A 17,831-nucleotide genomic window follows, 5' to 3' on the forward strand; every position below is an offset into this window, starting at 1 on the left:
GAAAACTTTAAATCCTTTCATGGTGAGAATGTTAGTTGCTTTCGTTTATCCCCCGACCACCGCAGCCGGGGGAGGATCATTTATGGGCTAGATTGACAAACGCGGGGGTTTCAGTCGGCAGGCAATACGTAGGATGTTCGAATGTTGGTTGGCGAGTAACTACAGGGCGGCAATTTTTCGATTACAGCATTCAGATTATCAAGAGCTTCCTGCAACTCCTTTGGTAGTTCCCCGTCCCCGTCTTCGGGCATAATGTCCGACCAGTGCTCACTGTCAATAGTCGAATATTCGTTTGGCTCACAGAGAACTAAGCGTAAATCGTCAGGCGTAACCTCGTTTTCCTCACAGTATTCGATGAGCGAATCTTCGTCGAAAAAGTATCGGTCGTGTGTTTGGCTATAAAGCGCATCGCTACCATTCCACTCTTCAAAAGGTAAAGCATTGTAACACTCTTCATCCTGCTTTGCGCGGCAGTCTGAGCACTTCAGCCAGCGCCGTTCCATCTGCTTACCACACTGACAGAGTTTATGTGTGCATCCATCGTAACGGGCTGCATTTTCGTCTTTGCCGTAAAAGTGACCAGTCCGGCTTACCCATCCCTTTACGGTTATCTCTTTTGCAGCTTCTTCGCTGTCGTAGAGTACAACTTCTTCTTCTTTACGTGGCATATTGATAGGTGTCTTAGCGAAGTAAGAACAGGGGGCAGAACCCACCGCCGTTACTTGCCTTCGAGTTTGGTCATTGGTTAGTTTAAAGCGGAAACTTATCTCACTTCGCCAGTTTCAGGGTCTGTTCCTTCTGGGGGTAAATAGCCAGCTTCGCCAGCCGAACCCATTTTGAATGGATCGTAGAAATTGAAAGACGTCTTAATGTTGGCGATGTCGGTTATGGTTTCGACACGGTATATTTTACGATCCTTCGCGTACTGACGAATTTCTAGAGTCGTTTCTTTATCAGCAATTGCATAGCTAAACGTAGCGATGTAATAAACTCCCTTTGGTGTGACATTTGTGTTCTCCTTCTTTTCGGCTACGACCGTTATTTTTACGTCACATAGCATTAAGTCATCGTAATAGAGCGGTTCGATGAGCCGGAAAATATTATCGACCGAGTAGCCGTGGAAGAGGATGGCCGACACACAGTTTTTGTTGTCAATAAAGAAGATTTCAGCCCAATTCTTCGTGCCCATATTCAGGATATTATCAGTAAACACCCGCCATGCAATGGGCTGAAACGTAAGGGTACGGCCTAGTTTTTCAATACCATTGATGGTAAAAACACCTTCTTTAGCATCGAAACGATACTGCTTTGGGTGGCCTTCGAGGTATTTGTATTTATCAACTACCTCCTGGCTTAATTCGTGAATTTTCTGGTAAGGCTTAAGTGCTGTAGACATTGTAATAGAAATAAGAGAGTGAAAAATGTTGGTCGGGTGTCGGATTTGCATGATTCAGGGCCATGCCAGACCTCAGATTGTGCTGTCGGCCGACGCACAGCAATACCCCCGACCAATTTCTTTATGACAGTTGCGTAGGGTGACACGTAAACGGAATACCTCTTAGAAGCACCACCGCCTGACCGTTAACTGTATCCTTGTACGTGGCGGTAATCTTGTTTCCGTTGTGCGCCGTGATGTTCACGGCCTGACCGCGCCGGAATGTGGGGAGTTGTTGAGGGGTTGCCATTAGCGAGAGAGTTTGTAGTAGTAATCTTCTTTAACCTGACCGTCCAGTACAAAAAACGCCTTGTCACCGAAATAGCGAATGAACACCACCGAATACGCAGGACCGAACAGATCAGGCCTGTAGGTTAGTGTTTCGTGCTTAACGAACCGCCCTTTCTTACGGGGCATCACAAACACGGTGGTGGTGACGGGTTTTGTGGACTGTTGGTAATTCATGATAGTTGCGAAGTATCAGTTTGTATCGTTCAGCAGCCTTGCGACTTTCGTGGGGAGTGCTCTCTGTTACTGATTGACTGTACAAATGTAAACAAGCGTTATCACAAATACAAACAAACGGTTATAAAAATTTAACCAATTAGTTATGAGTACAAATACCAATCGTTTATATGGCTCACTACCAACAACTTACGCCTTGACAAAGCGGGGGAAATAGTGTAGGTTGAGAGGGGAAAGGGAGAGAGCCCTAATAGCGCAACTATAATTATTATTAATAAGGATTGATGTTAGTAGCTGTTTTTATACTTCTAATAGTTATTGGATATATAGTCTATATTTTAACTATTGGTAATAGGTTTAAGCCTCTTGAGGATATTGCATCTAAAAATGACAATCCTAATAAGTGCATATATTGTGGCGGTAAGCCATTAACTGGGGAGCATGTATTTGCGGATTGGTACAAAAATATACTCCCCAGAAGAGGTAATGGTAAGTTTATAGGAGGAAATACCTACACAGTAAATGAGGATGGCACAGAGAAAATATCTTATAGCGATGTCAGGTATAAAGGACATGCCGCCGTTACTAAACTTCGGATCGTATGTCAGGAATGCAACACCGGATGGGGTAGTCAGCTTCAAAATGTAATAAAGCCTATTCTAATACCTTTAATGCTCGATCAGGAAATAATTCTTGATAAAGTAAAGCAGCGAAAGTTAGCAGCATGGGCAACTATGACAACAATAATAGGCGAACGAGTTTATGAGCCACCTTATGCTATTCATAATTTTGATAGAGCCTATTTTTATTATTATAAGCGAGCTTTGCCTAATTGGTATATATGGATTGGCAGGAATAAATCAAAATACAAGCTAAATACCACTAAACTAGCCCTTTATTTTCGGCTGGATTCAGATAATAGTTTAAATTTTGATGAGAGACAGCATATTCCAAGAGGTTTATTTTACATGTATTTCGTTGAAAATTTCATGTTCGTTTGCCTTAAGGCTGACCCTATTATAAAGACTATTATTTTACCTAAAGAACTAGAGAAAAAATTGATAATGCTTCATCCAATTGAGTTTAAAGAGTTAGTGTTGAAAAGCTTGGAGCCAATAGACAATAGAGATAAAGATATAATTACTGCTTTTTTCTCGACAATAGGCAATAGTTAAATTACGCTAAAGGATAAAAATAATTTCTAATATCCACCCCAATATATTCAGCTTTGTATTTGTATATGCCCTCATTATTCAATTTGTATTGAACATTGGGCCACTGTTCGTTTGCCCACTCTAGGGCGTAATTATTAGCTTCATCAAAATCATAAAAATACACCCCGCAGAAAGTGGTAGACTCGTCTCCGGTTAATTCTTGATGCAGAACAGTGTAATATATTGTTTGACTAAACTCCACGTTTGCAATTTAAACACCAGAAAGCACAAAAAAAGCCCCGCACAATCCGACGGGGCTTTTCTGTACTCAACCTAAACCTTTTACTGAATATTTACCTTCTCGATTATATCGTACTGACCTTTGCTATACCGATAAAACTTACACCACATCGTTTCTTGAAGTGCATATTCAAATATTGACTCATACCCGAAGTAGGTATTAATTCGTTCTTCAATTTGCTCATAAGTGGCTCGTTTAGGGAAGAATCCGCATTTAATTAGTGCTTTTTTATCGAATTCCAGATCAATAAAGGTTTTTACATCTTTATTGCGAATAGCATTTAATAAATCCCTCATCATAGCGCAAACCTCAAACTCCTGAAGTTCTTCCAACTTTTTTAGTGTTACTTCTGATTGCTCCAGATATTCGTCAATACTCATTTCTATTCCCCCTGTTTACGTTCTACCCTCATCGACCGACAACCAACCTACCTGCATCAATTAATTCCTGATCCTTCGTCTCCCAGCCAGTCGTCATTTTAAAAAACTCTGGTGTCCATTTCTTCTCTGGCTTCACCTCTAAATGGCCAATCATGTAATGTTCGAGCCACTGTTTAATTGATAATCCGAATCCATGATTCACCCCTTTATCCCGCGCTACTGATGCTTTTTTGGCGGTGCTCCACTTGGGATCAAGCCCCCAGATATGAGGTATTAAATGCCCAGCTTCCAGGTACACAAAACCGATTTCACGGTAATCAATACAGAGTAAAACGGTCTGTGGCGTCGTGAGCCGTTCGAGTCTGATTAACTTCTGGTTTGGCCGATCCCAGACCGCTACGCCGTTTTTATCTTTATCCGGATCAATGCCGATGGCGTATTTTGCCCACTTGTCGCCATGCTCCAAATAATAGGGCTCTGGTAGCAGATTGATTACTTTACTCATCCGCGTTTAGAGTCTCCAGGTAAAAGAATAACCTCGAACATGTCGTTAAATCGGTCAAGAATCCGACTACCATAAAGCTTTACCAACTGCTCTTCCAGTGCGTTTTCGCTATCTCCAAGCCCTAAATTTGTCGTAACGTGCGTTACCTGCCCGTAGCGATCAAAAGCCACGTAGCGTTCAGATAGTAGCTCATCAATCGGGTTTTCAACGTTGGTAAATGACATGATTTTCTGAACCTCTTCACCTAAATCATCGAGTAGCAGATTGCCTCGGCTGTACTGAAGAACTGGGTTATTCTTTTTCTCTTTACCATCCTTAAAGTTCTTCCAGGCTGTGACAAAGGTTTTGGTAGAAATCTCTTCGAATTGCATATCTGGAATGGGCGCAATCCGGCAAAGCGTTTGCATTGCCCGAAACAAAAAAGTTTTACCGACCCCGTAACCACCGTACAAAAACAGCCCTTTATGAAGCGGATAGGGCGAATTAGGCGCGCCAATGAAATACCTGATGATATTTTCCAGCACCACAATCTGTTCGTCGCTGAGGTCGATTTCTTTGCTCTTTCTGGATAACTCGATTTCAAACGTTCGTTTGATTACCTGACAGGCAATATCGAAACCAAGTACCTGCCGACGATAATTTGCGCGAACAGACGATTCCAAACGCTCCAAAATCGCATCCAGTTGCGTAGGAATATGATTGGCAGCCGCTACGCGCGCCCTGTCTTCCTTTCCCTTTTCAGTAAGCTTACTGTGATCAACTGGCTGAAAAAAAGAATCCTTTTTTGTCAGCTTTTCCATCGCCCGACGGTGGTTTTCGTTATAGCGTTCCTGATCCTGCTGGCTGGGAATGCCCGTCCACGGTTTTTCTTCGTCCGAAAGATTGTTGTCGGTAAGTTGCTCCGGTTGGGATAATGGCTCCTTGCCCGAAAGGGTTGGCGTTTGTATGGGCATTGCCATTGATGGCGTTTTTGGCAGGGTTGTCATTAGCCTTGAATTTGTCGAAGATTAAACCAGTGTAGCCGTTTGAAAGCGAGTAATTCATACAGGACATCGCCTGTTGATGTGTCAATTCTCCCAGTAAATCGACCTGGGCCTGAATGCTGGCTGGCAAAAGCTTTCCAGCACTCTTTTTTGATTGCCGAAAGGGTAGCCACCTTTCCAGATAAAAAGCTTTTAGTTCGGTCGGCCAGTCGGCCGGAAAGTTGGGGGGGGCGACCGCAATACGGGGGGGCTTTCTTTTCTTTTTTTTGTTTAGAAAATCCTGAATGAATTTTCGAACCTCCACGTCGTCGCGATTAGCGACGCACAGTGTTTTTAACTGTGGTTTATTAATGAGTTTAATAACTGTAAGTTTATTAACTGTATCCTTTATATTACATTCCTCATTTTGAGGAGTGCATTTCTCATTTTGAGGAGTCGATGTATCATTTTGAGAAATGGAAATCTCATTTTGAGAAATCGGCAAAGTTGCTTGCGGCTTCGATTCCTCATTTTGAGAAATGGGAGAATTTAAGAAATCAATTAACCGTTCTCCTCTACCGTACCAGCTAGTTTTGTCGAGGTTGTTTTTATTGAAACATTCCTTTTTTATCCACCCAGATTGAGCTAATTCAACCAGCCATCGAGCAATTGATTTCTCGTTGAGGTACGGATATTTCTGGGCCAATCCTTTTGCGCTGTCGTATGTCCAATACTCGCCCTGCTGAAAATGAGATTTACTACTACGTTTCTCATTTTCAGAAATCCAATACTGGAAATTGCCGACAATAATTGCCTTTTCAACCCCAATCAAACAGGCCAGACGCCAATCGAAGGAGTGCGTATCGCTCCGGTCAATTGTCATGGAAATGTCAATGATTGTCGCGCAAAAGCAATAAATGCTTTACGTGTAGTTAATGATTTTGCAAGTGAGCCGTGATCCCTTTTTTCGTAATCATTTACGCTAGATTGAGAGAAGCGTAATCCATCATAGTCAAATTGATAGGTATAAACATATATTGAAGCTACTGAAGCAATTTCGTCAGCCTTTGCTGCAGCCTTTGCCATTGGGAGAAAGTCCCGACTCCAATCAATACTATCTCCAATCAAATGTATACCGTAATAGAAAATGAATTTTAAAGGGCTTTCGCTTAAAAAGTGTTCAATTGCCTCTTTATATCGCAAGGCTTGGCCAAGCGCATCTATAGTCACTACACCCTTTTTAAGTTCGTAGATGTCAATTCTACATTCACGAGCACCGTTTGGAAGCTTATTAGGGTTATAAGATATAGTGACTAAATCGGCTATACCATAGGAGCCTAGTCCAACTTGCCTAAACAAAGTTCCATAAATATCTAACCCCCTTTCTGCTAGAAAAGCGCGTCCACTCTCTGATTTAGAAGCGTTGTAAACCATATCTTCTAAATCCTTTTCAAGTAAGTCCATATTGGCGCACCCGATTAGGTGTATAAATGGTTAGTATTAAGCTACCAGTTTTTTTGCTAACTCTGCATTCTTCTCTCTACGCTCTTTTCGACGTTTAACAACCTCTGCAATTGCATTCCAGATTTGCTCATTATATACGTTTTTGCGCTGAGAGACTATGTATCGTATATAATTAGGGGGATAAATTAGTTTCCATTCAAGTAATACCGCTGATACCTCAGTAGCATACCTTGTTCCTTCTATAGCACCGCTTAACAACTCTATGGTATCAAAATCGTGCGCATTGTTTGCATTCTCCATACGCTTGGTTATGTTTGTAATATCGTTTGATATTGTTATTACCGTTAGGTATGTACAAATATAAACAAGCGGTATCAATAAAAACAACTATTGTTAACACTTAATTTTATGGAAGATACCCGAAAGGAAGAACGACGTAACCGATTGTTAGCATTCTTTGAGGACAAGAAAGGTTACCGTCGCGTTGCAGAGGAGGCCGGAATTAGCACTCAGGGCTTATATTATATTGTGAAAGGTCGTGATGTGACGCTTGAGATATTAGACAGGCTTTTTGATCATTACGGTGCTGGGTTTCCTTATGACTATATACTATGGGGCACGAAACCACATGAACCCACTGTAATTAGTTCAGAAACGCCAGATAAACCAGAAGTTGCGAATTCTGACATTCAAACGTTGAAGCTTCAGCACAAGGTTGATTTGTTAGGTAAGGAGAATCAAATGCTTAAGAGTGAGAACGAACGACTTTGGCGGCTGGCCTTGCCCGAATCTGTACAAAAGGAATTAAATTTTCTTAGGTCAAGTAGCCAGCGTCACCGCTTATCTAAGGTAGAAGAGGAACGGGAGCAGATGGAAGTTTACGGATTGGTACGTTATCCTGAAAAAGAATGTGTTGTAATTGACTTCAACTCAATCATTAATCAGGCGCACAATATCCTGAATTCGCACCTGCCGTTCCAGATTAACCAAGGCTAAACGGGCTACTTGTCAGATCGGGTTACGTGCTCGGTTCGTGGCATAAAAGCAATAACTGCACACCTATTTGCACACACGCGCAGAAATTGCTTAAAAAGTTAGTCAGAAACGCGGAAAATGGCCTTTTGCCGAACGTCCGTATCGGTCACTAACAGAATTTCTTGAATTCAAACAAAACCCGCTCAATGGCGGGTTTTGTTTTTTACTCGTTTACTGTTAATTAATTATTTCTGGGCCACTTGCTTCTGCTACAGAACAAACCCAAATTGGCGTTTCCTCATCTGTATGATGGTTATCGTTTCAGTTGGCATAATGACCCAAGTAATCAGATGCCTGAGAATGCCGCCCAGACGACTCTCTATCTGGTTCAGGCTTTACTCGACATAGATAGTACTCAGAAAGCCAAAATCCACATCGACCGCTCAATTCAATTGTTTAGCAACCGGGCCTAGTCGAACTATGGTATTTAGTACTATCTGGCTCATAGTCAGTCTTTCAAACAAAGCTATTTTTCGTTTTGTAACGATCTGTCTGGATTCGCTTCGGCGTGTAGAAGATTCGCAGCGGACTCTGTTTAGTACCCGCCTGCTGGTAGCTAATCAAAGTCAGGTTAATGTTGAGGGCTATTTGAATGACCTGCGTACGCTGGAAGCCAACCATGAGAACACACTACTGGTTTGTAACATCATCATTGCGGCAATACTATTGATTCTGGCTGGGATTTATGCCTTTCGGCAAAACCAGCGGAAACGTTGGCAGGAAAAGCAGGTGTTGCTGGCTCAGAAGCAACGAGCAGAACAACTACTGGTTCAGTATATGGCCAACATTTAGGAGAAGAACCAGATCATCGATACTATTTCTGTCCAGCTTCAAAAGGCTGAACCAACCAATCCTCCACAGCAATCAATCACCAGTTTATACAATCGGGTCATTTTGACTGAAACTGACTAGCAGCAGTTCAAGCAATTGTTTGAAGATGTACACCCCGGCTTTTTGGCTCTTCTTACTCACTACCCTGATTTAACCAAAGCTAAAATCAGCCTTCTGGCTCTCTTCAGGCTCCAAATCGAACCTTTCCCGATGAGCCGTATGCTGGGAATCTCTCCCGAATTGATCCATAAACAACCTGTCGTCTGAGAAAGAAATTGGGAGTTAGCAACAAATTATACCTGAATGATCTTTTGGTGGGTAGTTAATTTGATAGTATTGTTCTGAAAATCAGTATGTTATATTTTGTCCATATTTTGTCCGTATGAAAGAATAGGCATTTGACGCTGTATTTCCTTCTTTTACCGTCTACCTCTGATAGTGCAGGCGTCCTCTCCTTAATCTAGTGTTGTGACAGCTAAACACTATACCCTTTCTCTTATGAATTTATTTTACTCAACCACTCAATCAAGTTCATTACGATACGTATGTTCCACTACGTTCCAACTGCTCGGGCTGCTTTTCTGTCTTTGTACTAAGCATGGACTGGCTCAGACCAACGGCGACTATGCTACGCCTGGGCTATACACCTATACTGTTCCATCAGGCGGCCCTCTCCAAATTCGGCTAACGGTTCGAGGTAGAGATGGGGTTGGGCGGGGAGGCTGCGGTGCCAGTGTTGGTTCGACTTTTACGCTGCAAAGTGGTGACCTAGTAACCCTGATCGTTGGCCAAAGTGGCGTAACGTTGGTGGTAGATGCTGTTGGTGGTGGGGCACCGAAAGTGCAACTGGGAACTGGACGCTGACTAATGGTATGATCAGCATGGGCAGCGGGTCAACGTTCTCCATTCCGGTCAGCCCCGTTACCTCGACAACTTACGCTATTCAATTCCTCTATGATCAATTGCGTAAGCATGTATGGGCAATTGGGGGACGCCAGTGTTTGGTCTTGTGGCCGAGTGCCGATCACCACCGACCTAGTGAGGCTTAATCACGTAGTGAATTTACCAGCGAGCTATCAGGGCCAGGCTTTACAGGTAAAGTATTTCCAGGCTGGGCGTCTAGTGATGGAAACAACTAGTCGTTTGCAGTTGGGAGGAAATTAGCCTTTTGGTCTGTGAGCTATAACTGAATAAGGTCTAACTCCTGCTTTATGAGGCTACAGCCTACAAACCATACGTAGTAGTTAAGCCGTAATATGTCATCCCTAAATCCCCTCCCCGGTTATGAAACAAACTCCCCGCTTAAAACCACACCAACCTGATAGTGTGCCTCAAGTAAGCTGGTTACGAGCAGAAGGCAACTATACCCACCTGTATTTTCTTGATGGAAGTTATTATCTCTCATCGATTACCTTAAGTAAAATCTGCCAACGGTATTCATATCTGTTACGTCTCAACAAACAAGTGGCTGTTCATCCTGCACTGATCGTGGATTGGCACGTTCCTGCCCGCAAGCAGTTGGTTGTGGTTCTGGCAGGTTGGGGTAACAGTCAGGCCGTTTCGGTTGCGCGTCGACGTATCAGTCAGGTAAAAGATGTATTAGATCAATCGTAGGCTAGCTTATCAACGCCAGCTCATTTGATGAAGGTTTTCAATCAATAGTTACAACGCTGGCGGGCCAACAGCAATACTTGCCCCTTCTCCCTTTATATACTCTTCCTACGCTACGTCCCTTTTTCTATGAAATCTATTTACTCAATCGCTTGTCATTATTTAGGCCGATTCATTTCTACAGCCACACGCTTATTGATCGGGCTAAGAGGTTTGTTGTCTAAACTCTTTATGCCCTTTGTTTATCCAACACGTTCCAGCTATTCAGCTAGTTTAGTGCTGTGCCTGATAATTTGTTTTGGGCTTGTTGTACCCAGAACGATAAGCGCTCAGCCGGGCCATCAGCATACACTTCAATGCGGCACAGAAAACGTGTCACCTGCTGGTCGGAAAATCCTTGAAGCTGCTATGTCCAGAGCGTTTAGAGAGAAAATGGCGGGAGCGGCCTCCATTACGTATGTCCCTATCAGACCACACATAATTCGCCGAAATGATGGCACAGGAGGCTATACGATGGCCAGTCTTAACAACGTATTAGCCCTCACGAACAAATATTACCTTTATAATGGAAGTGGTATCCAATTTTATTTCGCAGGAACTACCCCTGATTATATAGATAATACTACGTTGTATAATCAGTATCGGAAAGATACGGATGACGCTACGATAGCCCCACATGATGTAAATAATGCCTTGAATCAGTATTATGTCCATGAGTTCGACATACCTGGTTTAGGTGGCTATGCCGAATTTCCGGAAAATACGGTGGCTTCGACCCGTACTATTATTAAGGTTACGACTGACGAAGACAGAGGCAATCGACTGGTACCCCATGAGTTAGGACATACGTTTAATCTTATACACACTCAGGAGACTTATTATGGGGCAGAACTGGTAACACGTGGTGCCGGGGCTAACTGTAGCACAGCAGGTGATATGGTCTGCGATACGCCTGCCGACCCATACGGCCAATTCCCAGAGGCAAGCTTTACCTGTGTCTCTGGATGTCCATCTACCTATACGTGTTCGTTTGTGGATAGTCAGGGCAATACGTATCAGCCCTCGCCCACTAATATCATGTCGTATTATTTCCCTTGCACACATGATTTCACACCTGGGCAATACGAACGTATTCAGGCAGGGTTGGCCCTTCGCCAAACACACACCGCCTATACGCTTGATGCGCCCGCTACAAGTATGGCAGCCCCATCGAACGTAGCGGCTGCAATGGTTACAGGTGCTATAGTCATTAGCTGGCAGGACAATTCCAGTAATGAAATGGGCTACTTTATTGAGCGGTCTACTAGTCCCACAACGGGCTTTCTTCCGGTAGGTGGTGTGGGGCCGAATACAACGACATTTACAGACCGATCTTTTTCTCCGAATACCCAATATTACTATCGGGTTAAAGGCTCCAATACAACTGACGGCAGCATCAGCTCCACAGCTACCGTGGCAACAACAAACTGCCTGCCCTATATGCAAGACGATGGATGTCCTTATGATATTAATATAACGGGTGTGACCGTTAATGGAACATATCTAAGTCAGGAGTCGGGTTGTTCGCCAGCCAGCAGTGGTCATTATACATCGTTTACGGGTGTCAGCGGTACCGTATTAGCCGGACAATCGGCAACCATTACCGTCAATAAAAGTACTGCCAATAGCATGGGGGGCGCTATTTGGGTTGATCTGAATAACAGCGGGTCTTTTGAAACGAACGAACTGGTTTATTCAATGCCGGAGAGCAACACGGCGAGTACGTTCTCGGGTAGTATAACCATTCCGCTCAGCACCACAGCCACCAAGGTTGCTATGCGTGTTATTGGTCTTTATTATATTGTTCCCAACGATCCATGCGGAACGTATGCCTATGGAGAAACTGAGGATTACACACTGACTGTTATCCAACCCTGTTCTACATCCGTGGTATACGTCACCCAGAATGGGACGGGCCTTCAGAACGGTACTAGCTGGACGAATGCTTTTTCGGGAACAGCTCTGCAAACGGCTATTAACTCGGCGGCTGGATGTGGGGCTCAAATTTGGGTAGCGTCTGGTACGTATAAACCTACAACCGGTAGTGACCGTGCCATCAGCTTTTCGATGGTAAATGGCGTATCCATTTACGGCGGCTTTGCAGGAGGAGAACTAACTCTTTCGGCCCGTGTACTCACCACGCCCAGCAGCACGACGCTTTCAGGTGACATCGATAACGACGGCATACTGACCAACAACAGTTACAATGTTATCCGCAACAATAACCTCAATAACACTGCCAGACTGGATGGCTTTGTGATTACTGGGGGCAATGCGATCAGTAGCTATCCCAATGACTGCGGTGGGGGAATTTTCAACGAATCCAGCAGTCCTACTCTGACTAACTGTAGCTTTTTGAGTAATTACGCAACTCGACTAGGCGGAGCCATCTATAACTTAACCAACAGCAATACCAACCTGACCAATTGTAGTTTCCTGAACAATACGGGGCTTACAGATGGTGGAGCCATCTTCAACGACAGCAGCAGTCCTACTCTGAACAATTGTAGTTTCCTGAATAATACCACTACTAATGGCGCAGGTGGGGCCATCCTCAACGTAAACCGCAATGTCAGTATCACCAACTGTAGATTTCAAGGTAATAATGCTCGTATAGGCGGGGCCATCTACAACAACAATAGCAGTATCAATCTGGTTAATTGCAGTTTTCTGAGCAATAGCGCCACTCAATATGGGGGAGCTATTATTAACAATACCAATAGCAACTCCCGCATTACCAACTGCACTTTCTTGAGCAATACGGCTTTCAATGGCGGGGCCTTCTACAATAGAGAAAGTAGCAACCCTACCCTGACCAACTGTAGCTTCCTGAGCAATACGGCTGTCAATGGCGGGGTCATTTATAACGAAGTCAGCGGTAGTTCCGACCTGGTCAACTGCGTAGTGTTTGGTAATGGAGCCAATAACACGTTTGTGAATATTGATAACTCCACTATCAGCGCGCGTAACAGCTTATTCGATACCAATACTAGCTATACCAGCCACCCCTCTAACCTAACCAGCACCGCTTTTCCCTTCGTTTCTGCTACTGACTTGCGGCTCAACGCCTGTGCCCTTGCCATCAATAAGGGTACCAACTCGGCCAGTGGACTCAGTGGCATCACGACTGATCTGGCGGGAAATGGTCGTTTTTACCAGAGTGGCATCATTGATATGGGGGGCTATGAGTTTCAGGGCGTACCTAATGTACAAACGGGTTTTACGGCTCAGCCTGTAGCGGGATCTGCGGTTTGCGTGGGCGGTATCGTAACGGCTAGTGTAAGCGTTTCGGGTACTGGGTCATTTACCTATCAATGGTATAAAGACGGCTCGGTGGTTAATGGACAAACCTCGGCTACGCTCTCGCTCACCAATGTGCAAACAAGTGAGGCAGGTAGTTATTCTGCAGTGGTAACGGGTTTCTGCAACAGCGTAACCAGCACGGCCTTTAGTTTGACGGTAAATACGATTCCAGCCGCAACGCTTCTGCCTTCGAGTGCTACGTTGACCTGTGCCAATCCCAGCGTAACCCTGACAGCGTCGGGTGGCACCAGCTACACGTTCACCAATAGCAGCGGTACGGTAATAGGTACACCGGGTGTCAGTAATACGTTGGTGGTGAGTAGTGGTGAAACGTATTCGGTTATCGTGGCAAACGCTACTGGTTGTAAAACTGTAGCCAGCACGACTGTCAGCAGTTCAACGAACGCACCTGCGTTGAGTATCAATCCCTCAAATGCTACGTTGACTTGCACGAATCAAACGGTAAGTTTGACTGCGGTGGGAGTTGGTACGTATCGGTGGAACACGGGTGCTACGTCACAAATCATTAGTACTACCTCGGCTGCTACGTATTCTGTTACATTGACAGGTGAAAATGGCTGTTCCACTTCGGCTAGTGTGGTGGTAAGTGGGGACCAGACGGCCCCTGCGGTGAGTATCAATCCAGCCATCGGAACGCCGACCGGCACTACATTGACCTGTGCTACGCCCGTTGTGAGCTTATCGGCAGGGGGAAGTGGTACGTATCGCTGGAGTACTGGTGCCACTACGTCCACAATTAGTGCTACGTCGGCAAGCATATATTCTGTTACGTTGACCGGTGCCAACGGGTGTACGGCCACTACGTCGATACAGGTATTTCAGGATAATACTCCTCCCACCATCAGTATAAATCCCTCCATCGGAACACCAACCGGTGCTACGTTAACCTGTGCCACTCCTCAGGTGAGTCTGACGGCGTTGGGATCGGGGGCGCTTCGTTGGAGTACAGGTGCCACTACGTCCAGCATCTCGGTGAGTGTTGCTGGAGTCTACTCTGTTACGTTGACTAGTGCTAATGGATGTTCTGCTACGTCATCGATCAGTGTTACGTATCAAAACTGTGCACCGACGGTAGCCAATGCTCTGTCCAGCCAGACCGCCACGGTGGGCCAGACCTTTAGTTATACGATTCCGGCCACTACGTTCATCGATGTCGAGACACCCAACAGTCTCACAATTTCTGTTGTGGGCTTACCGATGGGGTTGAGTTTCGTATCACCGAATGTGATTACGGGCACCCTATCCACTACAGTAGGTACGCCTTTTAGTGTGACAGTACTGGCCACTGATCCGGGCGACTTATCCGTCACTACTGGTTTTAACCTGACGGTGCTCCCTCGCAACTTTGCCATCACCGGAGTTACCATGCTAGACTGTAATCTTACGGGTTACTACGAACGACGGATAAACTTTATGGTTAGCTACGACGCTACCAATGGTCAACCGATTAGTGTATCAGTGGTTAATGAACTGACGGCCACTACTGTTAATGGCCCTTATCAGCTTACGGTTTACACCGACAATCCAGATATTGTTTTCCGGGCTCGTCAACAGGGTACGTCAAATGAGGCTACCTTCGCTTACAACTGGCTGTCATTTTGCAGCAATGGCAATCCTAGGGTAGAAAATCCTATTCCTCCACAGTCGGCCACCATTGGACAGGCGTTTAGTTACACCATTCCCGCGAATACGTTCACTGATGCAGAAACGCCTAATAGCCTTAGCCTGTCGGTAGTTGGTTTGCCAGCGGGCCTAAGTTTGGTGGTTCCGGCTACTATAACGGGAATGGCTTCGGCTTTGGCTAGTGCCTTCTACAGTGTGACAGTGATTGCTACCGATCTGGCAGGAGGCACTGTAGCCACGATTCTACCCCTCAGTGTTGTGAACCCCGGTGGCTGTGAGAGTATGTTTACCCTAAAGGCAGGAGACTGGAATGATGCCAGTGTATGGTCCTGCGGTCGTATTCCATTGATAACCGATACAGTAACGCTCAATCATGGGGTGAGCTTGCCGCCTATCTATCAGGCGCAGGCCTTACGGGTGATCTATACAACCACAGGGCGGTTGTTATTTGGTACTGATAGTCGGTTAAGACTGGGAGGGAATTAGCCTCATAACCGTAGGAGAAACAGGCGAATAATGCTACTCACTGGCTTTGTTCGCCTATCGCCTTAGCAACTTCCTGTGTTTTCTCTTATTTGGCTGTTTATCAGCTTATAAAAGTGCCATAAACCTATAACTAGTTTATTGATGTAAGAGGGTGCATACACTCATTTTTGCTTGATTTATATAACTCTCAAGGTCATAACTGGTTAATAAAAACATGTATGCTCAATAAGTTGTCGAACCACTAAAGGAACTACAAAAACGACAAAGCTATGGATGAGAATAATGCAAAAAATATAGCGAGAGTTATTCTTGGAGGCTCGTTAATTCTGGCTGGAATAAGCCATCTTACGTTTGCGCGTAAAGACTTCAGAGCGCAGGTTCCAGACAGCATTCCCCTCAAAAAAGACGATACAGTTGTGTATTCTGGTATTGCCGAAATTGCCTTGGGCAGTAGTTTAGTCTTTACTGATACAAAACACCGGGATGTTGTTGGAAAAGTTGCAGCCGCTTTTTTTACCGCAATCTTTCCGGGAAATATTGCTCAGTTCATTAATAAACGAAGCGCCTTTGGACTGGATACTGATCTGAAGCGTTTTGTCCGACTATTTTTTCAGCCTGTACTAATTCTTTGGGCGTTGAAAAGCACCAGCAAATAAAAAATAGAGAAACAAACACAGGTTTAGGTATTGAGCCTTCACCCTACTGTAAGTCGGGGTATTTCGCTACGTTTTCATTCGGGCGAAGTACCCCGGCTTACATTCATAAATACTTTACAAAAAAATTGACCAGCTTTTTTACCTTATCGGTGTAGGGCGGATAAAGGAATTTGATAGTGCCGAAATCCCGGTGCATCACCCCGCGCTGGTTCGAGAATTCCTGAAATCCGAAAAAACCGTTCGATTTGCCGATACCACTGTTGTTTACGCCCCCGAATGGAATTTCCATGTTTCCGTAATGTGTCAACAAATCGTTCACCACCGAATTGCCTGCTGAAGTACGCTCCAGAATATGTTGGGTTATTTTTGAATTCCGGGAATGTATATAAAGCGCCAGCGGTTTATCGCCTTTGTTGATGATACGTAGTGCATCGGCGATTGTAACATAAGTCAATACAGGTAGGATGGGGCCAAAAATTTCCTCCTGCATTACGCGCATATCAGACGTAACACCTTCTAAAATAGTGGGTTCAAAGAAATTCTGCTCTGGATTTACCTTACCTCCGAACGTAACGACGGCCCCCTTTGAAGTAGCATCATCTAACAGACTTCGAAGCCGTTCGAAGTGTCGCTTATTGACGATACGTGCATAACTGTCGGAGACTTCAATTGATTGCCCATCAGGACTATACATTACTTTTATTCGTTCCTGTAGGGTCTTAATAAGCGACTCTTTTAGCGAATCCTGAACAAGTACGTAATCGGGTGAAATGCAGGTTTGCCCATTATTAAAGTATTTGCCCCACGCAATTTGTTCGGCAGCTTGATTCACATTGGCCGATTCATCGACAATAACGGGCGATTTGCCGCCTAATTCCAACGTAACAGAAGCCAGATTTTTGGCTGCCGCCCCCATCACGATACGTCCAACAGCCGGACTGCCGGTAAAATAAATATGGTCAAACGGTAATTCCAGCAATGCCTCTGATACGACAGCATCTCCTTCAACAACAGCAACTTCGTTGGCCGAAAATAACTCATTCATCATCTGTTTAATCAGGCTCGACGTATGCGGTGTTAGCTCAGAAGGTTTCAGTATTGCTACGTTACCGGCCGCAATAGCCATTACCAAAGGACGTACCAAAAGGGTAAACGGATAATTCCAGGGGGCAATAATCAGTACGTTTCCTTTAGGTTCGTAATGAATATAACTACGTGTGCCAATCAGGGGTAATGAGGTTGGTACGCGCTGAGGTTTCATCCATTGGTTTAGTCGATGAATAGTGTGTTTAATTTCGGTGTGCAGCGGAATAAGCTCACCAATCATGACCTCGGCTATCGGCTTTTTAAAATCAGAATACATAGCCTGCTGAATGTCGGTTTCGTGCGTAGTAATCCATGTCTGAATCCGACGAATTCGGTCAATACGTTGGGCCGACGTAGTAAGGGCAAACTCAGGAGCTTGGCGATGTTGGTTATCGAAAATGGCCTGTAATTCACTACGTAGGCTTGTTTGTGGCTGAAGTGAGGTCATGGAAGGCAAAAGTTTATGCTAAAAAT

General features: G+C 44.6%; 18 protein-coding genes. 8 read left to right on the plus strand and 10 right to left on the minus strand.

Going from position 1 to position 17,831, the window contains the following annotated elements:
• Window positions 1-110: 110 nt before the first annotated feature.
• The 4 genes from ACYVD4_RS04895 to ACYVD4_RS04910 all read right to left on the minus strand — a co-directional run bounded on the left by ACYVD4_RS04895 (window position 111) and on the right by ACYVD4_RS04910 (window position 1,900).
• A complete protein-coding gene (locus tag ACYVD4_RS04895) occupies window positions 111-668 on the minus strand; it encodes a hypothetical protein (protein WP_460943016.1) in 558 nt (185 codons plus the stop codon).
• Between the two features lie 95 nt (window positions 669-763).
• The gene (locus ACYVD4_RS04900; RefSeq protein WP_460943018.1) at window positions 764-1,396 is read right to left on the minus strand and encodes a hypothetical protein; all 633 of its coding nucleotides are present in this window, start codon (window positions 1,394-1,396) and stop codon (window positions 764-766) included.
• A gap of 121 nt (window positions 1,397-1,517) precedes the next feature.
• On the minus strand, window positions 1,518-1,685 hold the full coding sequence (locus ACYVD4_RS04905) for a hypothetical protein (RefSeq protein WP_460943019.1): 168 nt from the start codon (window positions 1,683-1,685) through the stop codon (window positions 1,518-1,520).
• Window positions 1,685-1,900, minus strand: coding sequence for a hypothetical protein (locus tag ACYVD4_RS04910; protein WP_460943021.1), 216 nt, complete (start codon window positions 1,898-1,900; stop codon window positions 1,685-1,687). The genes ACYVD4_RS04905 and ACYVD4_RS04910 overlap by 1 nt, the downstream gene beginning before the upstream one ends.
• 284 nt (window positions 1,901-2,184) lie before the next feature.
• On the opposite strand from ACYVD4_RS04910, the gene ACYVD4_RS04915 reads away from it, so the two are divergent.
• On the plus strand, window positions 2,185-3,075 hold the full coding sequence (locus ACYVD4_RS04915) for a hypothetical protein (protein WP_460943023.1): 891 nt from the start codon (window positions 2,185-2,187) through the stop codon (window positions 3,073-3,075).
• 321 nt (window positions 3,076-3,396) lie between these two features.
• Here ACYVD4_RS04915 and ACYVD4_RS04920 read toward each other — a convergent pair whose 3' ends face one another.
• The 5 genes from ACYVD4_RS04920 to ACYVD4_RS04940 all read right to left on the minus strand — a co-directional run bounded on the left by ACYVD4_RS04920 (window position 3,397) and on the right by ACYVD4_RS04940 (window position 6,966).
• Window positions 3,397-3,735, minus strand: a complete 339-nt coding sequence (locus ACYVD4_RS04920; protein WP_460943025.1) for a hypothetical protein — start codon at window positions 3,733-3,735, stop codon at window positions 3,397-3,399.
• Window positions 3,736-3,763: 28 nt separating this feature from the next.
• A complete protein-coding gene (locus ACYVD4_RS04925) occupies window positions 3,764-4,240 on the minus strand; it encodes a hypothetical protein (RefSeq protein ID WP_460943027.1) in 477 nt (158 codons plus the stop codon).
• A gap of 819 nt (window positions 4,241-5,059) precedes the next feature.
• A complete protein-coding gene (locus tag ACYVD4_RS04930; RefSeq protein WP_460943029.1) occupies window positions 5,060-6,034 on the minus strand; it encodes a hypothetical protein in 975 nt (324 codons plus the stop codon).
• 47 nt (window positions 6,035-6,081) lie between these two features.
• Window positions 6,082-6,666, minus strand: coding sequence for a PDDEXK family nuclease (locus tag ACYVD4_RS04935; RefSeq protein WP_460943031.1), 585 nt, complete (start codon window positions 6,664-6,666; stop codon window positions 6,082-6,084).
• 36 nt (window positions 6,667-6,702) lie between these two features.
• On the minus strand, window positions 6,703-6,966 hold the full coding sequence (locus tag ACYVD4_RS04940) for a hypothetical protein (RefSeq protein ID WP_460943033.1): 264 nt from the start codon (window positions 6,964-6,966) through the stop codon (window positions 6,703-6,705).
• 108 nt (window positions 6,967-7,074) lie between these two features.
• Here ACYVD4_RS04940 and ACYVD4_RS04945 point away from each other — a divergent pair, with 108 nt between their 5' ends.
• The 7 genes from ACYVD4_RS04945 (at window position 7,075) to ACYVD4_RS04975 (ending at window position 16,271) form a co-directional block, all read left to right on the plus strand.
• Window positions 7,075-7,662, plus strand: a complete 588-nt coding sequence (locus ACYVD4_RS04945) for a hypothetical protein (RefSeq protein WP_460943035.1) — start codon at window positions 7,075-7,077, stop codon at window positions 7,660-7,662.
• Window positions 7,663-7,901: 239 nt separating this feature from the next.
• Entirely contained in the window at window positions 7,902-8,114 is a 213-nt protein-coding gene (locus ACYVD4_RS04950; protein WP_460943037.1) for a hypothetical protein, read from the plus strand.
• A gap of 7 nt (window positions 8,115-8,121) precedes the next feature.
• Complete coding sequence (locus ACYVD4_RS04955) at window positions 8,122-8,493, plus strand: hypothetical protein (RefSeq protein WP_460943039.1); 372 nt, start codon at window positions 8,122-8,124, stop codon at window positions 8,491-8,493.
• Window positions 8,494-9,030: 537 nt separating this feature from the next.
• Window positions 9,031-9,396: a hypothetical protein gene (locus ACYVD4_RS04960; RefSeq protein ID WP_460943041.1), complete on the plus strand. Its 366-nt coding sequence runs from the start codon at window positions 9,031-9,033 to the stop codon at window positions 9,394-9,396.
• 420 nt (window positions 9,397-9,816) lie between these two features.
• Window positions 9,817-10,146 carry a LytTR family transcriptional regulator DNA-binding domain-containing protein gene (locus ACYVD4_RS04965; protein ID WP_460943043.1) on the plus strand — a complete coding sequence of 110 codons (330 nt, stop codon included), beginning with the start codon at window positions 9,817-9,819 and terminating at the stop codon, window positions 10,144-10,146.
• A gap of 369 nt (window positions 10,147-10,515) precedes the next feature.
• Window positions 10,516-15,615, plus strand: a complete 5,100-nt coding sequence (locus tag ACYVD4_RS04970; RefSeq protein ID WP_460943045.1) for a putative Ig domain-containing protein — start codon at window positions 10,516-10,518, stop codon at window positions 15,613-15,615.
• A 269-nt stretch (window positions 15,616-15,884) separates the two neighbouring features.
• On the plus strand, window positions 15,885-16,271 hold the full coding sequence (locus tag ACYVD4_RS04975) for a DoxX family protein (protein ID WP_460943047.1): 387 nt from the start codon (window positions 15,885-15,887) through the stop codon (window positions 16,269-16,271).
• 103 nt (window positions 16,272-16,374) lie between these two features.
• Here ACYVD4_RS04975 and ACYVD4_RS04980 read toward each other — a convergent pair whose 3' ends face one another.
• Window positions 16,375-17,805 carry an aldehyde dehydrogenase family protein gene (locus ACYVD4_RS04980; protein ID WP_460943049.1) on the minus strand — a complete coding sequence of 477 codons (1,431 nt, stop codon included), beginning with the start codon at window positions 17,803-17,805 and terminating at the stop codon, window positions 16,375-16,377.
• Between the last annotated feature and the right edge of the window lie 26 nt (window positions 17,806-17,831).

The sequence above is a fragment of the Spirosoma daeguense genome (assembly GCF_054776875.1).

Excerpts from the sequence above, each read along its gene's own strand:
- ACYVD4_RS04895 (WP_460943016.1), bottom strand. The coding sequence starts at position 668 with ATGCCACGTAAAGAAGAAGAAGTTGTACTCTACGACAGCGAAGAAGCT.
- ACYVD4_RS04900 (WP_460943018.1), bottom strand. The coding sequence starts at position 1,396 with ATGTCTACAGCACTTAAGCCTTACCAGAAAATTCACGAATTAAGCCAG.
- ACYVD4_RS04905 (WP_460943019.1), bottom strand. The coding sequence starts at position 1,685 with ATGGCAACCCCTCAACAACTCCCCACATTCCGGCGCGGTCAGGCCGTG.
- ACYVD4_RS04910 (WP_460943021.1), bottom strand. The coding sequence starts at position 1,900 with ATGAATTACCAACAGTCCACAAAACCCGTCACCACCACCGTGTTTGTG.
- ACYVD4_RS04915 (WP_460943023.1), top strand. The coding sequence starts at position 2,185 with ATGTTAGTAGCTGTTTTTATACTTCTAATAGTTATTGGATATATAGTC.
- ACYVD4_RS04920 (WP_460943025.1), bottom strand. The coding sequence starts at position 3,735 with ATGAGTATTGACGAATATCTGGAGCAATCAGAAGTAACACTAAAAAAG.
- ACYVD4_RS04925 (WP_460943027.1), bottom strand. The coding sequence starts at position 4,240 with ATGAGTAAAGTAATCAATCTGCTACCAGAGCCCTATTATTTGGAGCAT.
- ACYVD4_RS04935 (WP_460943031.1), bottom strand. The coding sequence starts at position 6,666 with ATGGACTTACTTGAAAAGGATTTAGAAGATATGGTTTACAACGCTTCT.
- ACYVD4_RS04940 (WP_460943033.1), bottom strand. The coding sequence starts at position 6,966 with ATGGAGAATGCAAACAATGCGCACGATTTTGATACCATAGAGTTGTTA.
- ACYVD4_RS04945 (WP_460943035.1), top strand. The coding sequence starts at position 7,075 with ATGGAAGATACCCGAAAGGAAGAACGACGTAACCGATTGTTAGCATTC.
- ACYVD4_RS04955 (WP_460943039.1), top strand. The coding sequence starts at position 8,122 with ATGGTATTTAGTACTATCTGGCTCATAGTCAGTCTTTCAAACAAAGCT.
- ACYVD4_RS04960 (WP_460943041.1), top strand. The coding sequence starts at position 9,031 with ATGAATTTATTTTACTCAACCACTCAATCAAGTTCATTACGATACGTA.
- ACYVD4_RS04965 (WP_460943043.1), top strand. The coding sequence starts at position 9,817 with ATGAAACAAACTCCCCGCTTAAAACCACACCAACCTGATAGTGTGCCT.
- ACYVD4_RS04975 (WP_460943047.1), top strand. The coding sequence starts at position 15,885 with ATGGATGAGAATAATGCAAAAAATATAGCGAGAGTTATTCTTGGAGGC.
- ACYVD4_RS04980 (WP_460943049.1), bottom strand. The coding sequence starts at position 17,805 with ATGACCTCACTTCAGCCACAAACAAGCCTACGTAGTGAATTACAGGCC.